Source organism: Bacillus sp. JH7 (assembly GCF_001563515.1).
GTDB classification, from domain to species: domain Bacteria; phylum Bacillota; class Bacilli; order Bacillales; family Bacillaceae_G; genus Bacillus_A; species Bacillus_A cereus.
Genome location: NZ_LPUS01000001.1, coordinates 2572443 through 2589136, shown reverse-complemented (window position 1 = coordinate 2589136; position 16694 = coordinate 2572443). Strand labels below are relative to the sequence as shown.

Below are 16694 nucleotides of genomic sequence, written 5' to 3'. Positions count from 1 at the left end.
CAAGAAAAAGAATTTCTTTGTAATGAGAAATTCTTTTTTATTTTTGCCTAAATTAAAAAACATGACGAAAATAAAACGATATTTATTTATTGTTAAACAATAAATATTGTGATAAAATTATGTTGCCATTAAATAAGTGAGGTATTGTAAATGAATCTTAAACGAAGTTCAACAACGTTCTTAAAAGTAATTATTTTTCTTGCTGGAATTTCAGTACTTGCTTTATGCATATTTTTAGTGCCGGAAATGGCGAATTTCGCAGCAAATTTGTATCCTAATATTGCTCCGATGAAATATCTTGTTTTCATTGTGATGTATGGAGCAGCTGTGCCTTTTTACGTTGCTCTTTATCAGGCTTTCAATCTTTTACAGTACATTGATGAGAACACAGCGTTCTCGAAATTATCAGTAAAGGCGTTAAAGAATATAAAGCGCTGTGCAATTACAATCAGTGGTTTGTATGTATTAAGTTTGCCACTTTTTCATTTTATAGCGAAAAAAATGGACCCTCCTATTGGGCTAGTGGGACTCATTATCGTTTTTGCTTCGCTCGTTATCGCCGTTTTTGCTGCTATCCTCCAACGACTTCTACAAGAGGCAATTAACATAAAATCAGAAAATGATTTGACGGTCTGAGGTGGCGGATATGACAATCATTATTAATATTGACGTCATGTTAGCAAAACGAAAAATGAGTGTAACGAAGCTTTCGGAGAAGGTTGGAATTACGATGGCGAATCTTTCTATTTTGAAAAATGGGAAAGCAAAAGCGGTTCGTTTTTCAACATTAGAAGCGATATGTAAAGCTTTGGAGTGTCAGCCAGGGGATATTTTGGAGTATAAAAACGATGAGAATACTCAATAAAAGCAGATAACAAATGTAAATAATAGAAGTCAATAAAGAAGGGATAGCCACTAAGCTATTCCTTCTTTACGTTAATTGCTGTTACTAATAAAAAATATAATTTGAATTGCAATGTTTGCGTATCAAAAGGGAACTTGCTACCTTTTGAGGTGATCCGTTTTGTGGAAGACAATTATTTGCCAAAAAGGCTATTTAAACTATGTTTTAAATTATTTCGAGTGAATCAAAAACTTCATTTGTATTATAGTTGATTTAAAACCCAGTTCGTTGCATCTTCAAAGTTATCTGCAATGTAGTTTGGTTCAATATGTGCCCATTTGTCTCGGTACGTATGCAAAGCATCATACCCAGCGCCTGTTCGGACTAGAATCGTAGTCGCATTTACTTTTGCTCCTGCAACAATATCAGTCCAGCGATCACCAACTACAGCACATTGTGTTAAATTAAGTCCATGTTTTTTTGCTGCTTTAAGCAGCATGCCTGTACTTGGTTTACGGCATTCACAACCATCACCGTGTTTATGAGGACATACATAAATATCATCAAAACCGAAGCCTTCTAATTCTTGTACAAAATCGGCTACAGTTGCAATTCCATCTGCGATACCAGGTTGATTTGTGAAAGAGAAAATTTTTATATTTTTAGCTTTTAGTTTTTGCAAGGATGTTTTTGTGAATGGAAATAATGAAAAAGATCCTGGATAATGTATTGTAGTGTCACCACCAATTGTACCGTCACGATCAATGAAAATTGCTTTAATGTTTGTCATAGTTATAGTCCCTTCAATTTATAAGTAGTTTAAAAATGTTTTACAAATCTGTAGCCATTTACTTCATATCCTAATTTTTTGTAAAAAGGATGAGCTTCTACTCTTTTTGTTCCACTAACTAGCCATGTGCCAATGCAATTATGTTTCTTTGCTAATTGCTCGGCATAATCCATCAACACTTGTCCAATGCCTTTCCGTCGTATGTTAGAATCAACGCTAATAATTGAAATCTCTCCATAACGTGTTACATCTTCTAAATTTTCACGTATACGAAATCCAAGTAATCCAAATATAGCTTCTTCTTCCTCGTAAACATATAAAAAATCAAACGGACTCATTTGTACGAATTGTAATCGGTTGTTCATATCTTCATAGGAAATAGAGGAACCTTTTAATTCTTTCGTTAAAGAACAAAGTGCGTCTATATCATCTATCGTTGCTTCACGAATTTGAAAAGACATATTATCCACTCCAATAAAATGTAATCAAACATTTAATATTCTGTTAAAAAATGTTTTTTCCTGCTATGAAAATAAATATTTTATAATGATATATAGATAGTTATATGTTATTCTTTTCCTTGATTGTATTAGAAATGGAAAGAAGGGGAATGCATGTTAAAAGTAAATATCCGCTCAGCTGGATATGAAATAGGCGAAAAAATAATTCATGATATAGCTTTTTCTATCGAAAAAGGTGAACTAGTTGCTCTTATTGGAGCAAATGGTGCTGGGAAGAGTACGACGATTAAAACGATACTCGGATTACTTGTAAATATGGACGGTGAAATATCATTCGGTGAAAAGAAAAATCCGTATGCATACGTACCAGAACATCCAACATACTATGATTACTTGACGCTCTGGGAACATATTGAATTATTAATGGCAGCTCGTGGAAGTGAAATGGGAAGTTGGGAAGAACGAGCGGAACAATTATTACATACTTTTCGAATGAATAAGCATAAACATGAGTATTTATCAAAGTTTTCAAAAGGCATGAAACAAAAATCGATGCTAATATTGGCGTTTTTAACTGAGCCAGATTTTTATATCATTGACGAACCTTTTATCGGTTTAGATCCAGTAGCTACGAAAGAGTTTTTAAATTATTTATATAAAGAAAAAGAGCGCGGGGCAGGAATTTTACTTTGTACGCACGTATTAGATACTGCTGAAAAAATTTGTGAAAGATTTTTACTCATTTCACAAGGTACATTAGTCGCAGATGGACATTTAGAATCTATTCAAATATTAGCGGAAATGCCGGGTAGTTCATTATTAGACTGCTTTGATGTAATTGTAAGGCGTGAACAACATGATTAAACAACAATTTTATAAGAGATTACGCCATGAACTCCAGCGGAAATGGAAGTCTATACGTTCGGTAACAGATTGGACAGTCGCATTATATATTATTATTCCAGCACTTATATTTATGGGAATCTATTATCGATCGCTATGGATAAATGAATTATCAACGGAAGAGACGATTTATTTCGGATTAGGATTACTCGCATTTTATTTAGTAACATATCCAAGAGGAGTTCGTTCATTTTTTGAGCAAGCGGATAGTTTATTTTTAATTTCGTATGTAACACATATGCGAAAATTAGTCCAGTATGGCATGATGTACACATTTGTTCGAATAGCGATAACGAATATAATAGTAGTCGTTATTATGTTACCGGTGTTGATGAAAAGTATCGAAGTAACAGAGATACAAGTCCTATTATTTTGGTTATTCTTTACTATATTTCGATTTATGTTGTCGTTGTTAACGAGATTTGTTCATGTACATGTGGGGAAACGATGGGTTTTATGGATTGTAAAAAATGTAGTATTTTCTATGAGCGTGTCCTTTTTTGGAATTAGTTTATTTTTTATTTATAAAAATCCGTTGTATTCAATTTTATTTATCGGTCTAGTAATTTTCTTAAGTAGTGTATTAGTAAAAGAGAAAATGAATTATAAAAAGTTCTTTTTTAAAGAAATCGAGAAAGAAAAGGAGGAAAGCATGCGCTGGACGAGCGGAATTATGCAAGTTGGTGGTCATGCGGTTAAACCGAGTAGTTCGAATAAAAAACCGTGGATGTTTCCGCGCTCTAAAAGACTTTTAGGGAAAAAAGCTGATTCTCGTATTGTCGAATCTTTTTTGAAAGAATTTTTCCGTACAAGTACTGCACGAATATTTTATATTCAAATTGTATGTATCAGTACTGCAAGTATAATTATGACTCCAAGGTGGATTGCAGCTATTGTTCTCGTATTTGCTGTAGTTGCAATTTCTCGCTATGCACGTGATTATTGGAATGAATTTACGAATAAGATGTTTCTTCGTTTATATTGTGATGAAGGGAAATTACTATTGTTAAGATGGAAGGCAGATCGTTATTTACTACTACCAGCAATACTTTTATATGGAATAGTTATACTTTCACAGTTTTATTTATTGCCAGCTGTGGTAGGCAGCGTTGTTTTTATTTTATTAATTGTATGGATTGTATTTCTACCATTAAAAAAGAGCCATTGACGGCTCTTTTTCTAGTCTGTAACACATTGATAAATAAAATATACTAAAACGAGTATGCTTGCGGCGGAATACATGACATCTAAAGTCATTCAAGTGCCTCCTCAATATCGTGGTATTAATATTGTATGAAATCTTACAATTTCATATTCAAGTGAAAAATATGTGAACGTTAACAAAATTGTAAAGTGCAAAAATTACAATCATTTTGTATAATAGAAGAAACCACCGTTATATAAAAAATAATGAGTGAAAGGGGAGGGAACATAAATGCCAAATTGGTTTAGAAAAACCTTAGTCGCATTAATTACCGTATTTACATTTGGTTTAGTGACGCCTCCTTCCATATTGCTTGATAATGCCAAAGCTGCGGACAAGCCTACGAGCACAGCTGGGCAACAAAGTTTGGAGAGTACGTCCTATACATATGAAGAAACGAATGACAGGTTAACCACCGATACTTTTATTACTTATGCGATGCAAGAAGCAGAGAAGCAGTCGATGCAAAAGTTTGGTACTAAAATTGGTCCAGTAATTGAAGATGAATTTAAAGATGTAATATTACCAAAGATTGAAGAGGCAATTGCTGAGCTTGCTAGTGATGTACCAGAAGATTCACTACAATCATTAGCGATTTCTCAAAAACCAGCTGGTGGGAATAATGAAAAGATTTTTCATGTCTACGATACGAAATCAGGAAATGATTTATTGCGTTTCCATGTAAGAAGAGATCATCCACCGCAAGATGGTTATTATTTTAATTTCCATTATCATCGTTTTGATGATGGATACTCAGGACATCATGAGTTAGGAAATATTTATTGGAATACGAATGTACCGCCGAAATGGCTTTCTTAAAAAGAACAAGAGAAAATCTTGTTCTTTTTTATTTTTATAGAAGGGACAGACAACCATGTTGTTGAATAACATAGGTTTAGAAAAAAGAAGCAAAGGGAGTATGGGAATGCAAAAATATATTGTTTTTGACTTTGATGGCACATTAGTAGATTCACAAAATATATTTGTACCAATTTATAATCAAATTGCTGAAAAGCACGGATATAAAACGGTAAGAGAAGAAGAAATTGAGTATTTACGCAAGTTAACGATGGCGGAGAGATGTAAACAACTCGATGTACCACTGTATAAACTACCGATATTAGCGCTGGAGTTTTATAAATTGTATCAACCTGCTATAAAAGATCTTATTTTGTTCCATGGGATGAAGGAAGTATTAGATGAACTACATAAAAAAGGCTACGGAATTGCAGTCATATCATCGAACTCAGAAGAGCATATTCGGGCGTTTTTACAAAAGAATGATATAGAAAATATACAAGAAGTGTATTGTTCTAAAAATTTGTTCGGTAAAGACAAGATGATAAAAAGATTTTTAAAATCGAAAAAGATAACAGAGAAAGATATGTTATATGTCGGTGATGAACAGCGAGACGTAGCAGCGTGTAAAAAGGCTGGAGTGAACGTAATTTGGGTATCTTGGGGATATGATGTTATTGAAACAGTGAAAAAAGATGCACCAGATTACATGGTTCATAAGCCGATGGAAATTGTGCAAGTAGTACAAGGAGCGTATTCTTAATATGAATACACTGCGAGCAGGCATTCATCATATTGAATTTTGGGTAGCAAATTTAGAGGAGTCCATTTCTTTTTATAATAAGTTGTTTTCCATAATTGGGTGGAGAAAGTTAAATGAAGTAGCATATAGCACAGGAGAAAGTGAAATATACTTTAAAGAAGTAGATGAGGAAATTGTAAGGACGTTAGGGCCTAGACATATTTGTTATCAAGCTATTCATAGAGAAGTAGTTGATGAAGTAGCAGATTTTCTTTCTAGTACGAAAGTGAAGGTAATACGTGGTCCAATTGAAATGAATCATTATTCGGAAGGTTACTATACGATTGATTTTTACGATCCGAATGGATTTATTGTAGAAGTTGCCTATACACCAAATGCAGAAATGTAAGGGGAATAGATATGAAGATAATAATTACAGCACGGCAAAGCAATATACAAATAGTAAAAGATGCAGTGGATATTAAAGAAATTTCTAAAGGTTTTTCGCCTGATAAGAAATATATAATTACGAGTACGAATAATGAAAAATATTTATTGCGGACAGGCGATATAAAAGAGTATGAAAGAAAGAAAATAGAGTTTCAAATTTTAAATGAAATGCAAAATCGTAGTGTGCAAGCACAAAAACCAATTGAAATGGGTTTGTTGGCAGAAGAAGGTTTATGCTATGGCATTTTTTCATATTTAGAAGGGGAGGATGCGAAGAAGCTATTGCCTACGTATTCACCAAAAGAACAATATGATATTGGTATAGAGGCAGGAAAAGATTTAGCAAAAATGCATACATATGAAGCTCCTAATAATATACTTCCATGGTATGAAAGAGCTATGAAAAAACATAGTAAATATGTAGAGGCATATAAAACATGCGGAATAAACATAAAAAATGATGATAAAATCATAAAGTTTATTGAAGAAAATGAAATATATTTAAAGAACCGCCCGAATCGATTTCAACACGATGATTTTCACTTAGAAAATATAATTGTACGGGATGGAAAATATGTAGGTGTTGTTGATTTTAATGGCTACGACTGGGGCGACCCACTTCATGATTTTGTAAAAATTGCACTGTTTGCAAGGGACATTAGTATTCCGTATTCAATCGGACAAATAGAAGGATACTTTAATAGGAAAATACCAGAGGAGTTCTGGAAATTATACACGGTGTACGTTGGCATGACAGTTTTCTCCTCAGTTGTCTGGACATTACGAGCAGCACCGCATATGTTAGAGGATATGTTAGAGCGTCTTACTATAGTTTTAGAGGATCATAATAACTTTGAGTTATCGAAGCCAATTTGGTTTCAACCAGATAAGATTGATATGAAATAGAAAAGGTAGGTGTGATTCGCACCTACCTTTATTTTTTACCATCAAAATACTTATTTAATTTTCTTAAATGTAAGCGGCTGAGTACTTAATGTAGTTGGTACATGTAACTGAAGGGATGGGAATTCACCACTTACATTCATTTCATAAGCGAATAATAAGCTCATTTTCATTTGGAATAAGTCAACTTTTGCGGAGAAGATGTCGTAATGATGATGCACTAATTGAATATCCATTTCCATAAATTGTACATATAACGAATCATCTCGTTTGTATACTTGTAATGTTCCGTATGCAGGATGTTCAAAAGTACCAGTATAATCCTCTAACTTGTGCGAAGGTGTAGTCCCTTTAATTTGTTCAGGGAGGGATTCAGTTGCTTCTTTCATCATTTCCTTCATTTTTTTAGTATCTTCTACAGCACGTTTATGCCAATCAATGGATTCTAATTCAAGTAGTTCGTCATAAATTTGATTAGCGAGATAAGTAGGAAGTAATGTTCCTCCAGCATTCGTTAAAATGACAAGGCCTATGTTTTCTGTTGGTATGAATGAAACAAGCGCTGAAAATCCATCGATATTACCGCCATGATGAATCACTTTTTTACCACGATAAGCGCTAATAAACCAACCAAGACCGTAACTATTTAATGGAGATTCAGGGAGTGATAAAACCGGTTGGTCTGGAATTGAATTGTGTGGTGTATACATTTGTTGTAATAATTCAGAGGAGATTAATTCATAATCTCCAAATTTTCCTTCATTTAAGTGGAGAAGTACCCAATTTGCCATATCTTCAATTGTGGAATTAATACACCCAGCAGCGCCAACTGTATCGATGTTACGGAATGGAACTGCTTTTATTTCACCGTCATTTTCAATGTAAGGTAAAGCATAATCATCTGTAGTTTGTGAATCGTTAACAGAGAAGTTTGTATGTCTCATATTTAAAGGTTCTAAAATATGTTCTGTAGTGTATTGCTCCCACGTTTGATTTGTAATGTTTTCAACAATGTAGCTAATTGTTGCATACATTAAGTTGTTATATAGAAATGCAGTCCGGAACGGTGCATCAAGTGGTAAATGTTTTATTTTTTCAACGAGATCTTTTCGAGATAAGGAAGAACTGTACCAAAGAGCCTCATGACGACTCACTCCAGTTCGATGAGAAGCTAAATCCCGTCCTGTAACTTGTGAGCTAGCAAGTAGTTCAGATAAAGTAAAGTTAGGTATATAAGACTGGATAGGGGTATCCCAATTAAACTTTTTTTGCTGTGCTAACAAGCTTAATGAAAGTGTGCCAAATGCTTTCGTTGAGGAACCGATTGCGAATCGAGTATTCGGTGTAACAGCCTCTTTTGTTTCTATATTACGATAGCCAAAACCTTCTGAAATAATAACTTCACCGTCTTTTATAACAGCGACAGCAGCACCAGGAACATTTAAATCCTTCATCATTTTTTCAACCGTGGTTTGTAAAGAAGTCATAACAGGTGTTTCAATTTTAGACATATTTCTAACCTCCAAATATAAATTTTGATCTACCGCACTATACTTTCGGTAATAGAAAATGAAAACCTTTTAAAATATGGAAAGTTAATAATTTTGTAAGAATTAGCGCAAGAAATTTTATTAATTAAGATTATTAAATTTACCATTTTTCATGTTATGATAAATTCCATATACGATTGAAAGAAGGTTTTCCTACATATGAAACATGCTGAAAATGAATACTTAAATTTATGCCGCCATGTAATGGAACATGGTACGAAGAAAGAGGATCGTACAGGGACAGGAACTGTATCTGTATTTGGATATCAAATGCGTTTTGATCTAAGTAAAGGTTTTCCTTTATTAACGACAAAAAGAGTACCATTTCGCCTTGTAGCAAGTGAACTACTTTGGTTTATGAAAGGTGATACAAATATTCGCTATTTATTGCAGCATAATAATAACATTTGGAATGAATGGGCGTTTAAGAGCTGGGTAGAAAGTGATGAGTATACTGGTCCTGACATGACTGATTTTGGTCTTCGCTCACAACAAGATGAAGAATTTAAAGTACAGTACGATGAGCAAATGGAATTGTTTAAAAAGAACGTTTTAGAAGATGATGAGTTCTCAAATAAATATGGTTATTTAGGAGACGTTTACGGTAAACAATGGCGTGCTTGGAAAACGACAGCTGGTGAGACACTTGATCAATTAAAAGATGTAATTGAAATGATTAAAAAAACACCAGACTCACGTCGTTTAATCGTTTCTGCTTGGAATCCTGAAGACGTACCGAGTATGGCATTACCGCCTTGTCATACATTATTCCAATTTTATGTAGCGGACGGAAAACTTTCTTGTCAGCTATATCAAAGAAGTGGTGACATATTCCTTGGAATTCCATTTAACATCGCAAGTTATTCACTACTAACACATTTAATTGCACATGAATGTGGTCTTGAAGTAGGAGAATTTGTTCATACAATTGGAGATGCACACATTTATACAAATCATTTTGAACAAGTAGAAAAGCAATTGGCACGTGAACCACGTCCATTCCCGAAACTTACATTAAATCCAGATGTGAAATCTGTGTTTGATTTTGAAATGGAAGATTTAACGATTGAAGGATACGATCCGCATCCAGCAATTAAAGCACCGGTTGCAGTATAATTGTAGAGGAGATGAAAAAATGATTGTTTCATTTATGGTCGCGATGGACGAAAATAGAGTAATTGGTAAAGATAATAATTTACCTTGGCGTTTACCGAGTGAATTACAATACGTGAAGAAAACAACGATGGGCCACCCGCTTATTATGGGAAGAAAGAACTATGAAGCGATTGGTAGACCACTGCCTGGAAGACGTAATATTATTGTAACTCGTAATGAAGGGTATCATGTTGAAGGCTGTGAAGTTGTTCATTCTGTAGAAGAAGTATTTGAACTATGTAAAAATGAAGAAGAGATTTTTATTTTTGGCGGAGCGCAAATTTACGATCTCTTTTTACCTTATGTAGACAAGTTGTATATAACAAAAATCCATCATGCATTTGAAGGAGATACATTCTTCCCAGAAATGGATATGACAAATTGGAAAGAGATTTTTGTAGAAAAAGGTTTAACGGATGAAAAAAACCCGTATACGTATTATTACCATGTATATGAGAAACAACAATAATAATAAAGATTGATGTGAGAATTCACGTCAATCTTTTTATTTATATTCACCAATATAAGTTTATAGATGAGATTCGATAGTGCTATAATGATAGGTAGCATGTAAAAATGCTAAAATTTTCAAAAGTACTAATATAGAAAGAGGAGGAGAATCGATTGAGAAAGATATGGGGGATTCTTTTTCTTTGCTTAACATTCATGTTAGTTGGATGTGGTAAAGAAGAAAAACCACAAGAAGCGTTTGATACATATGTAAAAGCGTGGAATAAACAAAAATTTGCAGATATGTATGATCAACTATCAAAAAATGCAAAAAAAGATATTTCAAAGAAAGAGTTTACTGAGAAATATGAAAAAATTTATTCTGGTATCGAAGTGAAAGACTTAAAGGTAGAAACAGGGGAAGTAAAAGAAGATAAAAAAGATGAAGGTCCTGTTCCTTTTAAAGTAAGCATGGATACAGTTGGTGGTAAAATCACATTTGGTCATGAAGCAAAAATGGTGAAAGAAAAAGATGGAGATAAAGAATCTTGGAAAATAGATTGGACTCCTGATTTTATTTTCCCTGGCATGACGAAAGATAGTAAAGTGCGTATGCAGACAACACAGCCAAAACGTGGTGAAATATACGATCGTAATGGAAAAGGTCTTGCAACGAATGGGAAAGCTTCTGAAATCGGATTGATTCCTGAAAAGTTAGGCGATACTGCTCCGCAAACGAAAGAAACAGTAGCGAAGTTATTAAATACGTCTGTAGAAGAAATTGATCAAAAATTAGCTGCTAAATGGGTAAAACCAGGGTATCTCGTACCAATTGGAATTTTGCCTGAAGGGGCAACACAAAATACGTACATTGATTTACCAGGTGTTTCAACAAAACCTGTAAATGTTCGTACATATCCGCTAGGGGAAGCGGCAGCTCATCTGACTGGTTATATTGGAAAGGTAAATGCTGAAGATTTAAAAACGCTACAAAAGAAAGGCTATCAAGCTGATGACCCAGTTGGTAAAGCTGGCTTAGAGCAAGTATTAGAGGAAAAGCTACGCGGTAAAAAAGGTGGCCGTGTCTTTGTAGAAGATGCGCAAGGAAAAGAAATTAAAAATTTAGCAAAAACAGATGCTGTTGATGGAGAAAATGTAACTTTAACTATTGACAGTGTTGTTCAAGAAAAAACGTATAATGAAATGAAGGGCGAAGCTGGTTCAAGTGCAGCAATTAATCCGAAAAGTGGAGAAACAATTGCACTAGTAAGTAGTCCAGCATATGATCCTAATATAATTGCACGAGGGACATCGAAGGCACAACGCGAAGCTTGGAATAATGATCCGAAAAAACCAATGACAAATCGCTTTACACAATTGTCGGTACCAGGTTCTGTATTTAAACCTATTACAGCTGCAATTGGTCTTGAAACGAAAACGATTGATCCAAAAGAAGAGTTGAAAATTGAAGGATTAAAATGGACAAAAGATTCTTCTTGGGGTAATTACTATGTAACGCGTGTGAAAGATGCAAATCCGATTGATTTTGATAAGGCGATGAAATACTCGGATAATATTTACTTCGCACAAGAAGCTTTAAAAATCGGAAAAGACAAGTTTATGAGTGAAGCGAAAAAATTCGGATTCGATGAGAAACTACCAATTGAATATGGATTCCCTGCTTCTAAAATTGCAAATGACGGCATTAAAAATGATATTCAAATGGCAGATACGGGATATGGACAAGGACAAGTATTAATGACTCCTCTTCATTTAGCTTTAACGTATGCGCCGATTGTAAATGATGGAACGATTCCGTCACCGTATATTATTAAAACAGATAAACAACCAAAAGCTTGGAAAGAAAATGTAATTTCTAAAGGAAATCAGGATATATTAAAAACTGCAATGACGAAAGTAATTAATGATCCAGATGGTACAGGGAAAATTGCTAAAATTGATGGCATGACTCTTGCTGGAAAAACAGGTACAGCGGAATTAAAAGTATCAAAAGAGGCCGAAGGAAAAGAACTAGGTTGGTTCGCTGCATTTGATTTAAATTCACCAGATATGGTCATTACAATGATGATTGAAGATGTAAAAGGTAGAGGCGGGAGTAATATTCCAGCTGAAAAAGTAAAACATGTATTTCAAAAATAATATGTAATAGAAGGCTATCTCTATAAGTTGTAGAGGTAGCCTTTTTATACGAAAGAATTCTTAATATCTGTATACTAAATTTTAAGGAAACGAAGTAAATCATTAACTTACGAAAAAAAAGTAGCTATTTTTTATTGACATTGATTAAAACTTTTTGTATTATACTTACATAAGGTAAGTTATTAACTTTTAAAAAACAAATCTTGAATTAAAGATAAAGAGAAAAAAGGGAGAGAATACAATGACAAAAGTACTATTTATCACAGCAAATCCAAATTCAGCAGAAGGTTCTTTCGGAATGGCAGTAGGGGAGGCTTTCATCGAAGCTTATAAAAACGAACATCCACAAGACGAAGTTGTAACAATTGATTTATTCAACACTACAGTACCAGCAATTGATGCAGATGTATTTGCTGCTTGGGGTAAATTTGCAGCAGGTGAAGGCTTTGAAGCTTTAACTGAAGTTCAACAACAAAAAGTAGCAGCAATGAACACAAACTTAGAAACATTTATGAATGCAGATCGTTATGTATTCGTAACTCCAATGTGGAACTTTAGCTATCCACCAGTAGTAAAAGCATACTTAGATAACGTAGCAATCGCAGGTAAAACATTCAAATATACTGAAAATGGTCCAGTCGGCTTATTAGAAGGTAAAAAAGCACTTCACATTCAAGCAACAGGTGGCGTATATTCTGAAGGAGCATACGCAGCTGTAGACTTCGGTCGCAATCACTTAAAGACTGTATTAGGATTTGTCGGTGTGAATGATACTGAATATATTGCAGTTGAAGGCATGAATGCAAACCCTGAAAAAGCACAAGAAATTAAAGAAGCAGCAATTGCTAATGCTCGTGAATTAGCAAAACGTTTCTAATATAGAATGCTTAAAAAGTCCGAACACTTGCTGTTTGGACTTTTTTTCTTCTTTTTCCTTCGTTTGTCTAGTATAATGAAGGTCGGAATGATAATAGGTGGGGGTTCTGTATGATTCAAACGTTTTTTAAAATCTTTTATTTAATTTTAATCGTAATTGCGATTACACCGAGAATGTGGCGTCTTAAAAGAAAAGTAAATACGATGGCGCCAAAAGAAAAAGACAATGCTGTGTATAAAACGACAAATTGGTTTGGTAAGAAAATGGTACGTGTAGCTGGAGGGGCAGTAGAAGTGAAAGGACTTGAAAATGTTCCGAAAGACAAGCCAGTACTAGTTGTAAGTAATCACCAAAGTAATATGGATATCCCTGTTTTACTAGGTTACTTAAATAAACCAATTGGATTCGTTTCAAAGGCAGAGATTAAAAAGTTCCCAGTTGTACCAACTTGGATGGAACTTATGAATTGCGTATTTATGGATCGTAGCGATCGTCGTCAATCTCTTCAAGCGATTAAAGATGGAATTGAACTATTAAAGAATGGACATTCTATCGTAATTTTCCCTGAAGGAACGAGAAGTAAGGGCGGCGAAGTTGGAGAGTTTAAGGCTGGTAGTTTTCATCTTGCAGTAAAGTCAGGTGTAGCAATTTTACCTGTAACGTTAGATGGTACATATAAGATGTTTGAAGCGAATGGAAATCGTATGAAGCCAGCTCATGCAACAGTAACAATTTCTAAGCCGATTACACCTGAAGATTATGCGAATATGGATATTAAAGAATTAACGAAGCATACACAGGAAGTTATCGCATCACAATTACATAAGTAATAAAAAAGGATTCAGCTTACGATAAGCTGAATCCTTTTTTATTATGCTGTAGGTAAGACATAAAAGAGTACACAAAAGAACATCATCGCACTACCACCTAAAACGAACAGGTGCCATATGGCATGGTTGAAAGGTAGCTTTTCCCAAAGGAAGAATATAGCTCCGACAGAATATAAAATTCCACCTGCTAAAAGTAGTGAAAAACCATGTCCAGTTAGATTTTCATAAAGTGGTTTAATGGCAACGATTATGAGCCATCCCATTATGATATAACATAAAGTTGAAGCCTTTATAAAGCGACGTACAAAGAAAATTTTGAAGACGATACCTCCGATTGCTAGTGTCCATATTATAGCAAGCAACGTCCATCCTAATGGGCCACGAAGTGTAATAAGTAGAAAAGGAGTATACGTGCCAGCAATCAATAAGTAAATGGCTGAATGATCTAAAATAGTAAATATTTTTTCTACTTTAGGATGATGAATGCTATGTAGCAATGTTGAAAACAAGTACAGTAAGAACATGCTTACACCATAAACAGTAAATGCAACTACAGCTGATGCGGTACCGTGCTTAGAAGCATGAATAATCAATATGATTAAGGCAGGGATGCTTAAAATGGCACCGATACCATGTGTAATTGCATTTGCAATTTCTTCTTTTACAAATTGGGTCATTCGTGTCATTTTTTCAGTCATAATGCAAATCCTTTCTACTATCATAAAATAATATGTCATTTCCCTTACCATATCATACACAAGAGCAATAGAAAATGAAATTTGTATAATTGATTATATTTTTGAATTTTTTTGACAAAAGACAATGGATTTGTTGACGTTTTCAAACTTTTTTGACAAAATAAAATTATGTAATAGTAGGACAAGGAAACTACTAATAAAGGGGATGGGGAAATGTTTTCAAATATTGGCTTTCCAGGGTTAATTTTAATTTTAGTAGCAGTACTCATTTTATTTGGACCTAAAAAATTGCCGGAAATCGGGAAGGCTTTAGGGGAAACGTTAAAAGAGTTTAAAAAATCAACGAAAGAATTGACAGATGACGCATTTCAAGAAAAGGAAAAGAAAGAAAAAATGTAGTGTATTTTCCTTGTAATGGATAAATAAAGTGTGGTGAACGAGATGGAAGATCGGGAAATGAGCGTAGTAGAACATATTGTTGAGCTTCGAAAAAGAGTAATATATACGGTGTTATCCTTTGTACTATTTTTAATTATTGGATTTACTTTTACAAAGGATATTTATTTTTGGCTTGTAAAAGATTTACCAATGAAATTAACTGTTCTCGGTCCAAGTGATGTATTGTGGATTTTTTTCTCGATTGCTACAGTATTTGCTATCGTTTGTACAATTCCTTTTGCTGCTATACAAATTTGGTTATTTGTAAAACCGGGTTTACATCCAAATGAACAAAAGATGACAATAATGTATATACCGGTATTGTCTATATTATTTCTCGCAGGTTTATGTTTTGGATACTTTATTGTAATGCCGTTTCTATTTCACTTTTTAACTACGATAGGTAATGAAATGTTTAATACGATGTTTACGACAGAAAAGTATTTTCATTTTGTACTTAATTTAACAGTTCCATTTGCTGTGATTTTTGAATTGCCAGTCGTTGTAATGTTTTTAACTAGTATTGGAATACTTACGGCGGAATTTTTAATAAAAATAAGAAGGTATGCTTACGTAGCATTAATTATCATTGCATCTTGTATATCACCGCCAGACTTTTTATCTCATAGTTTAGTTGCAGTGCCGCTTATTTGTATTTATGAAGTAAGTATTGCGTTATCAAAGGTTGTTAGTAAGAGGAAAAAGAAAAGAGAAGAAATGCAGTCGAAAAGTGCCTCGTTATAAAGGCACTTTTTTATTTATTTGTTATACTATAGCTATAAACGTATACAATATATAGAAGAAAAAAATTATAGAATCTCCAAAATTTAGACAAACTTTGCGCTTTTATAAGCTTATACTAAATGTATTAAACAATTGATGGATAATGAGATTCCCGTCTCAGAGATATTTAGAACGGGAAGGTGAATTAGGTGGAGATGAATAGAGTATAAATCTTCTAGCCATAAGGACTACAGAAATCATATAAGTCTGATTTTACTCCACTTTAAACAACGTGTTACAGCGCAAAGTAGAGGAAGTTCAAAAATCCAATGAAAAAGAGGATTGATATTGTGATTACGAAAAGTTTTTATTTCACTCATTCAACAGGGGATTGCATTAAAATATTTGAAATCCCTGTCCTACAGGCACAGCATCCATTATCGTTTCTAATTCAGTCTCGTCTTCAATTATTTATTGCAAAAATTCAAAAACAAAAACACCCAAGATTTTCGTATTCTTTCCGTGAATATTTACAAAATTGTTTGAAGTGGAATGATTATTTAAATGTATATAAAACAAATACCCTTGAAAAAAATGCATGATACGAGGTACGGACAGGGTTAGTAAACTCTGTCTTTTTTATTTTAGATATGAAAATATAATTAATTTGATGAAATTTCGTTCCAAATTGTTGAAAGCAATGGGAATACTAGTATAA

At 33.7% G+C, this 16694-nt stretch carries 20 protein-coding genes; 16 read left to right on the top strand and 4 right to left on the bottom strand.

From position 1 onward, the window contains the following. Positions 1-150: 150 nt before the first annotated feature. Both AU379_RS12930 and AU379_RS12925 read left to right on the top strand, forming a co-directional pair. A complete protein-coding gene (locus AU379_RS12930) occupies positions 151-636 on the top strand; it encodes a DUF2975 domain-containing protein (protein ID WP_061139355.1) in 486 nt (161 codons plus the stop codon). Between the two features lie 10 nt (positions 637-646). Beyond that, positions 647-865: a helix-turn-helix transcriptional regulator gene (locus tag AU379_RS12925; RefSeq protein WP_061139354.1), complete on the top strand. Its 219-nt coding sequence runs from the start codon at positions 647-649 to the stop codon at positions 863-865. A 241-nt stretch (positions 866-1106) separates the two neighbouring features. Here AU379_RS12925 and AU379_RS12920 read toward each other — a convergent pair whose 3' ends face one another. Together AU379_RS12920 and AU379_RS12915 are read right to left on the bottom strand one after the other, a co-directional pair. Continuing rightward, the gene (locus AU379_RS12920; RefSeq protein WP_000181772.1) at positions 1107-1634 is read right to left on the bottom strand and encodes an HAD-IIIA family hydrolase; all 528 of its coding nucleotides are present in this window, start codon (positions 1632-1634) and stop codon (positions 1107-1109) included. Between the two features lie 29 nt (positions 1635-1663). Further along, positions 1664-2095: a GNAT family N-acetyltransferase gene (locus AU379_RS12915; RefSeq protein ID WP_000009776.1), complete on the bottom strand. Its 432-nt coding sequence runs from the start codon at positions 2093-2095 to the stop codon at positions 1664-1666. A 153-nt stretch (positions 2096-2248) separates the two neighbouring features. On the opposite strand from AU379_RS12915, the gene AU379_RS12910 reads away from it, so the two are divergent. The 6 genes from AU379_RS12910 to AU379_RS12885 all read left to right on the top strand — a co-directional run bounded on the left by AU379_RS12910 (position 2249) and on the right by AU379_RS12885 (position 7098). Beyond that, complete coding sequence (locus AU379_RS12910; protein WP_000921904.1) at positions 2249-2959, top strand: ABC transporter ATP-binding protein; 711 nt, start codon at positions 2249-2251, stop codon at positions 2957-2959. Further along, a complete protein-coding gene (locus tag AU379_RS12905; RefSeq protein WP_061139353.1) occupies positions 2952-4166 on the top strand; it encodes an ABC transporter permease in 1215 nt (404 codons plus the stop codon). The genes AU379_RS12910 and AU379_RS12905 overlap by 8 nt, the downstream gene beginning before the upstream one ends. 267 nt (positions 4167-4433) lie before the next feature. Further along, entirely contained in the window at positions 4434-5021 is a 588-nt protein-coding gene (locus tag AU379_RS12900; protein ID WP_001134421.1) for a YpjP family protein, read from the top strand. Positions 5022-5127: 106 nt separating this feature from the next. Beyond that, positions 5128-5763: an HAD family hydrolase gene (locus AU379_RS12895; protein ID WP_001987851.1), complete on the top strand. Its 636-nt coding sequence runs from the start codon at positions 5128-5130 to the stop codon at positions 5761-5763. Position 5764: 1 nt separating this feature from the next. Continuing rightward, positions 5765-6151, top strand: coding sequence for a VOC family protein (locus tag AU379_RS12890; protein WP_001094668.1), 387 nt, complete (start codon positions 5765-5767; stop codon positions 6149-6151). Between the two features lie 11 nt (positions 6152-6162). Continuing rightward, positions 6163-7098: an aminoglycoside phosphotransferase family protein gene (locus AU379_RS12885; protein ID WP_061139352.1), complete on the top strand. Its 936-nt coding sequence runs from the start codon at positions 6163-6165 to the stop codon at positions 7096-7098. Between the two features lie 50 nt (positions 7099-7148). Here the strand turns inward: AU379_RS12885 and AU379_RS12880 are convergent, their stop codons facing one another. Next, positions 7149-8606, bottom strand: a complete 1458-nt coding sequence (locus AU379_RS12880; RefSeq protein ID WP_061139351.1) for a serine hydrolase — start codon at positions 8604-8606, stop codon at positions 7149-7151. Between the two features lie 198 nt (positions 8607-8804). Between AU379_RS12880 and AU379_RS12875 the strand changes: the two genes are divergently transcribed. From AU379_RS12875 to AU379_RS12855, 5 genes are all read left to right on the top strand, one after another. Then, on the top strand, positions 8805-9761 hold the full coding sequence (locus tag AU379_RS12875) for a thymidylate synthase (RefSeq protein ID WP_000679609.1): 957 nt from the start codon (positions 8805-8807) through the stop codon (positions 9759-9761). Positions 9762-9780: 19 nt separating this feature from the next. After that, positions 9781-10269, top strand: coding sequence for a dihydrofolate reductase (locus AU379_RS12870; protein ID WP_000637206.1), 489 nt, complete (start codon positions 9781-9783; stop codon positions 10267-10269). A gap of 155 nt (positions 10270-10424) precedes the next feature. Next, complete coding sequence (gene pbpC / locus AU379_RS12865; RefSeq protein ID WP_001227250.1) at positions 10425-12410, top strand: penicillin-binding protein 3; 1986 nt, start codon at positions 10425-10427, stop codon at positions 12408-12410. Between the two features lie 241 nt (positions 12411-12651). After that, positions 12652-13287 (top strand): FMN-dependent NADH-azoreductase, encoded by a 636-nt coding sequence (locus tag AU379_RS12860; RefSeq protein ID WP_000170025.1) that lies wholly within the window; start codon positions 12652-12654, stop codon positions 13285-13287. A gap of 110 nt (positions 13288-13397) precedes the next feature. Next, the gene (locus AU379_RS12855; RefSeq protein ID WP_061139350.1) at positions 13398-14117 is read left to right on the top strand and encodes a lysophospholipid acyltransferase family protein; all 720 of its coding nucleotides are present in this window, start codon (positions 13398-13400) and stop codon (positions 14115-14117) included. 41 nt (positions 14118-14158) lie between these two features. Here the strand turns inward: AU379_RS12855 and AU379_RS12850 are convergent, their stop codons facing one another. Then, positions 14159-14815, bottom strand: a complete 657-nt coding sequence (locus AU379_RS12850) for a hemolysin III family protein (RefSeq protein WP_000136889.1) — start codon at positions 14813-14815, stop codon at positions 14159-14161. Positions 14816-15028: 213 nt separating this feature from the next. Between AU379_RS12850 and AU379_RS12845 the strand changes: the two genes are divergently transcribed. The 3 genes from AU379_RS12845 to AU379_RS12835 all read left to right on the top strand — a co-directional run bounded on the left by AU379_RS12845 (position 15029) and on the right by AU379_RS12835 (position 16578). Continuing rightward, entirely contained in the window at positions 15029-15214 is a 186-nt protein-coding gene (locus AU379_RS12845) for a twin-arginine translocase TatA/TatE family subunit (protein ID WP_000492443.1), read from the top strand. A 42-nt stretch (positions 15215-15256) separates the two neighbouring features. After that, positions 15257-15997, top strand: coding sequence for a twin-arginine translocase subunit TatC (tatC, locus tag AU379_RS12840; protein WP_000390120.1), 741 nt, complete (start codon positions 15257-15259; stop codon positions 15995-15997). Between the two features lie 329 nt (positions 15998-16326). Further along, positions 16327-16578, top strand: coding sequence for a DUF2535 family protein (locus tag AU379_RS12835; protein WP_000629012.1), 252 nt, complete (start codon positions 16327-16329; stop codon positions 16576-16578). The last annotated feature ends 116 nt before the right edge of the window (positions 16579-16694 follow it).

Coding starts and splice junctions, on each gene's coding strand:
- AU379_RS12930 (WP_061139355.1), top strand. CDS start 151: ATGAATCTTAAACGAAGTTCAACAACGTTCTTAAAAGTAATTATTTTT.
- AU379_RS12925 (WP_061139354.1), top strand. CDS start 647: ATGACAATCATTATTAATATTGACGTCATGTTAGCAAAACGAAAAATG.
- AU379_RS12920 (WP_000181772.1), bottom strand. CDS start 1,634: ATGACAAACATTAAAGCAATTTTCATTGATCGTGACGGTACAATTGGT.
- AU379_RS12915 (WP_000009776.1), bottom strand. CDS start 2,095: ATGTCTTTTCAAATTCGTGAAGCAACGATAGATGATATAGACGCACTT.
- AU379_RS12910 (WP_000921904.1), top strand. CDS start 2,249: ATGTTAAAAGTAAATATCCGCTCAGCTGGATATGAAATAGGCGAAAAA.
- AU379_RS12905 (WP_061139353.1), top strand. CDS start 2,952: ATGATTAAACAACAATTTTATAAGAGATTACGCCATGAACTCCAGCGG.
- AU379_RS12900 (WP_001134421.1), top strand. CDS start 4,434: ATGCCAAATTGGTTTAGAAAAACCTTAGTCGCATTAATTACCGTATTT.
- AU379_RS12895 (WP_001987851.1), top strand. CDS start 5,128: ATGCAAAAATATATTGTTTTTGACTTTGATGGCACATTAGTAGATTCA.
- AU379_RS12890 (WP_001094668.1), top strand. CDS start 5,765: ATGAATACACTGCGAGCAGGCATTCATCATATTGAATTTTGGGTAGCA.
- AU379_RS12885 (WP_061139352.1), top strand. CDS start 6,163: ATGAAGATAATAATTACAGCACGGCAAAGCAATATACAAATAGTAAAA.
- AU379_RS12880 (WP_061139351.1), bottom strand. CDS start 8,606: ATGTCTAAAATTGAAACACCTGTTATGACTTCTTTACAAACCACGGTT.
- AU379_RS12875 (WP_000679609.1), top strand. CDS start 8,805: ATGAAACATGCTGAAAATGAATACTTAAATTTATGCCGCCATGTAATG.
- AU379_RS12870 (WP_000637206.1), top strand. CDS start 9,781: ATGATTGTTTCATTTATGGTCGCGATGGACGAAAATAGAGTAATTGGT.
- AU379_RS12860 (WP_000170025.1), top strand. CDS start 12,652: ATGACAAAAGTACTATTTATCACAGCAAATCCAAATTCAGCAGAAGGT.
- AU379_RS12855 (WP_061139350.1), top strand. CDS start 13,398: ATGATTCAAACGTTTTTTAAAATCTTTTATTTAATTTTAATCGTAATT.
- AU379_RS12850 (WP_000136889.1), bottom strand. CDS start 14,815: ATGACTGAAAAAATGACACGAATGACCCAATTTGTAAAAGAAGAAATT.
- AU379_RS12845 (WP_000492443.1), top strand. CDS start 15,029: ATGTTTTCAAATATTGGCTTTCCAGGGTTAATTTTAATTTTAGTAGCA.
- tatC (WP_000390120.1), top strand. CDS start 15,257: ATGGAAGATCGGGAAATGAGCGTAGTAGAACATATTGTTGAGCTTCGA.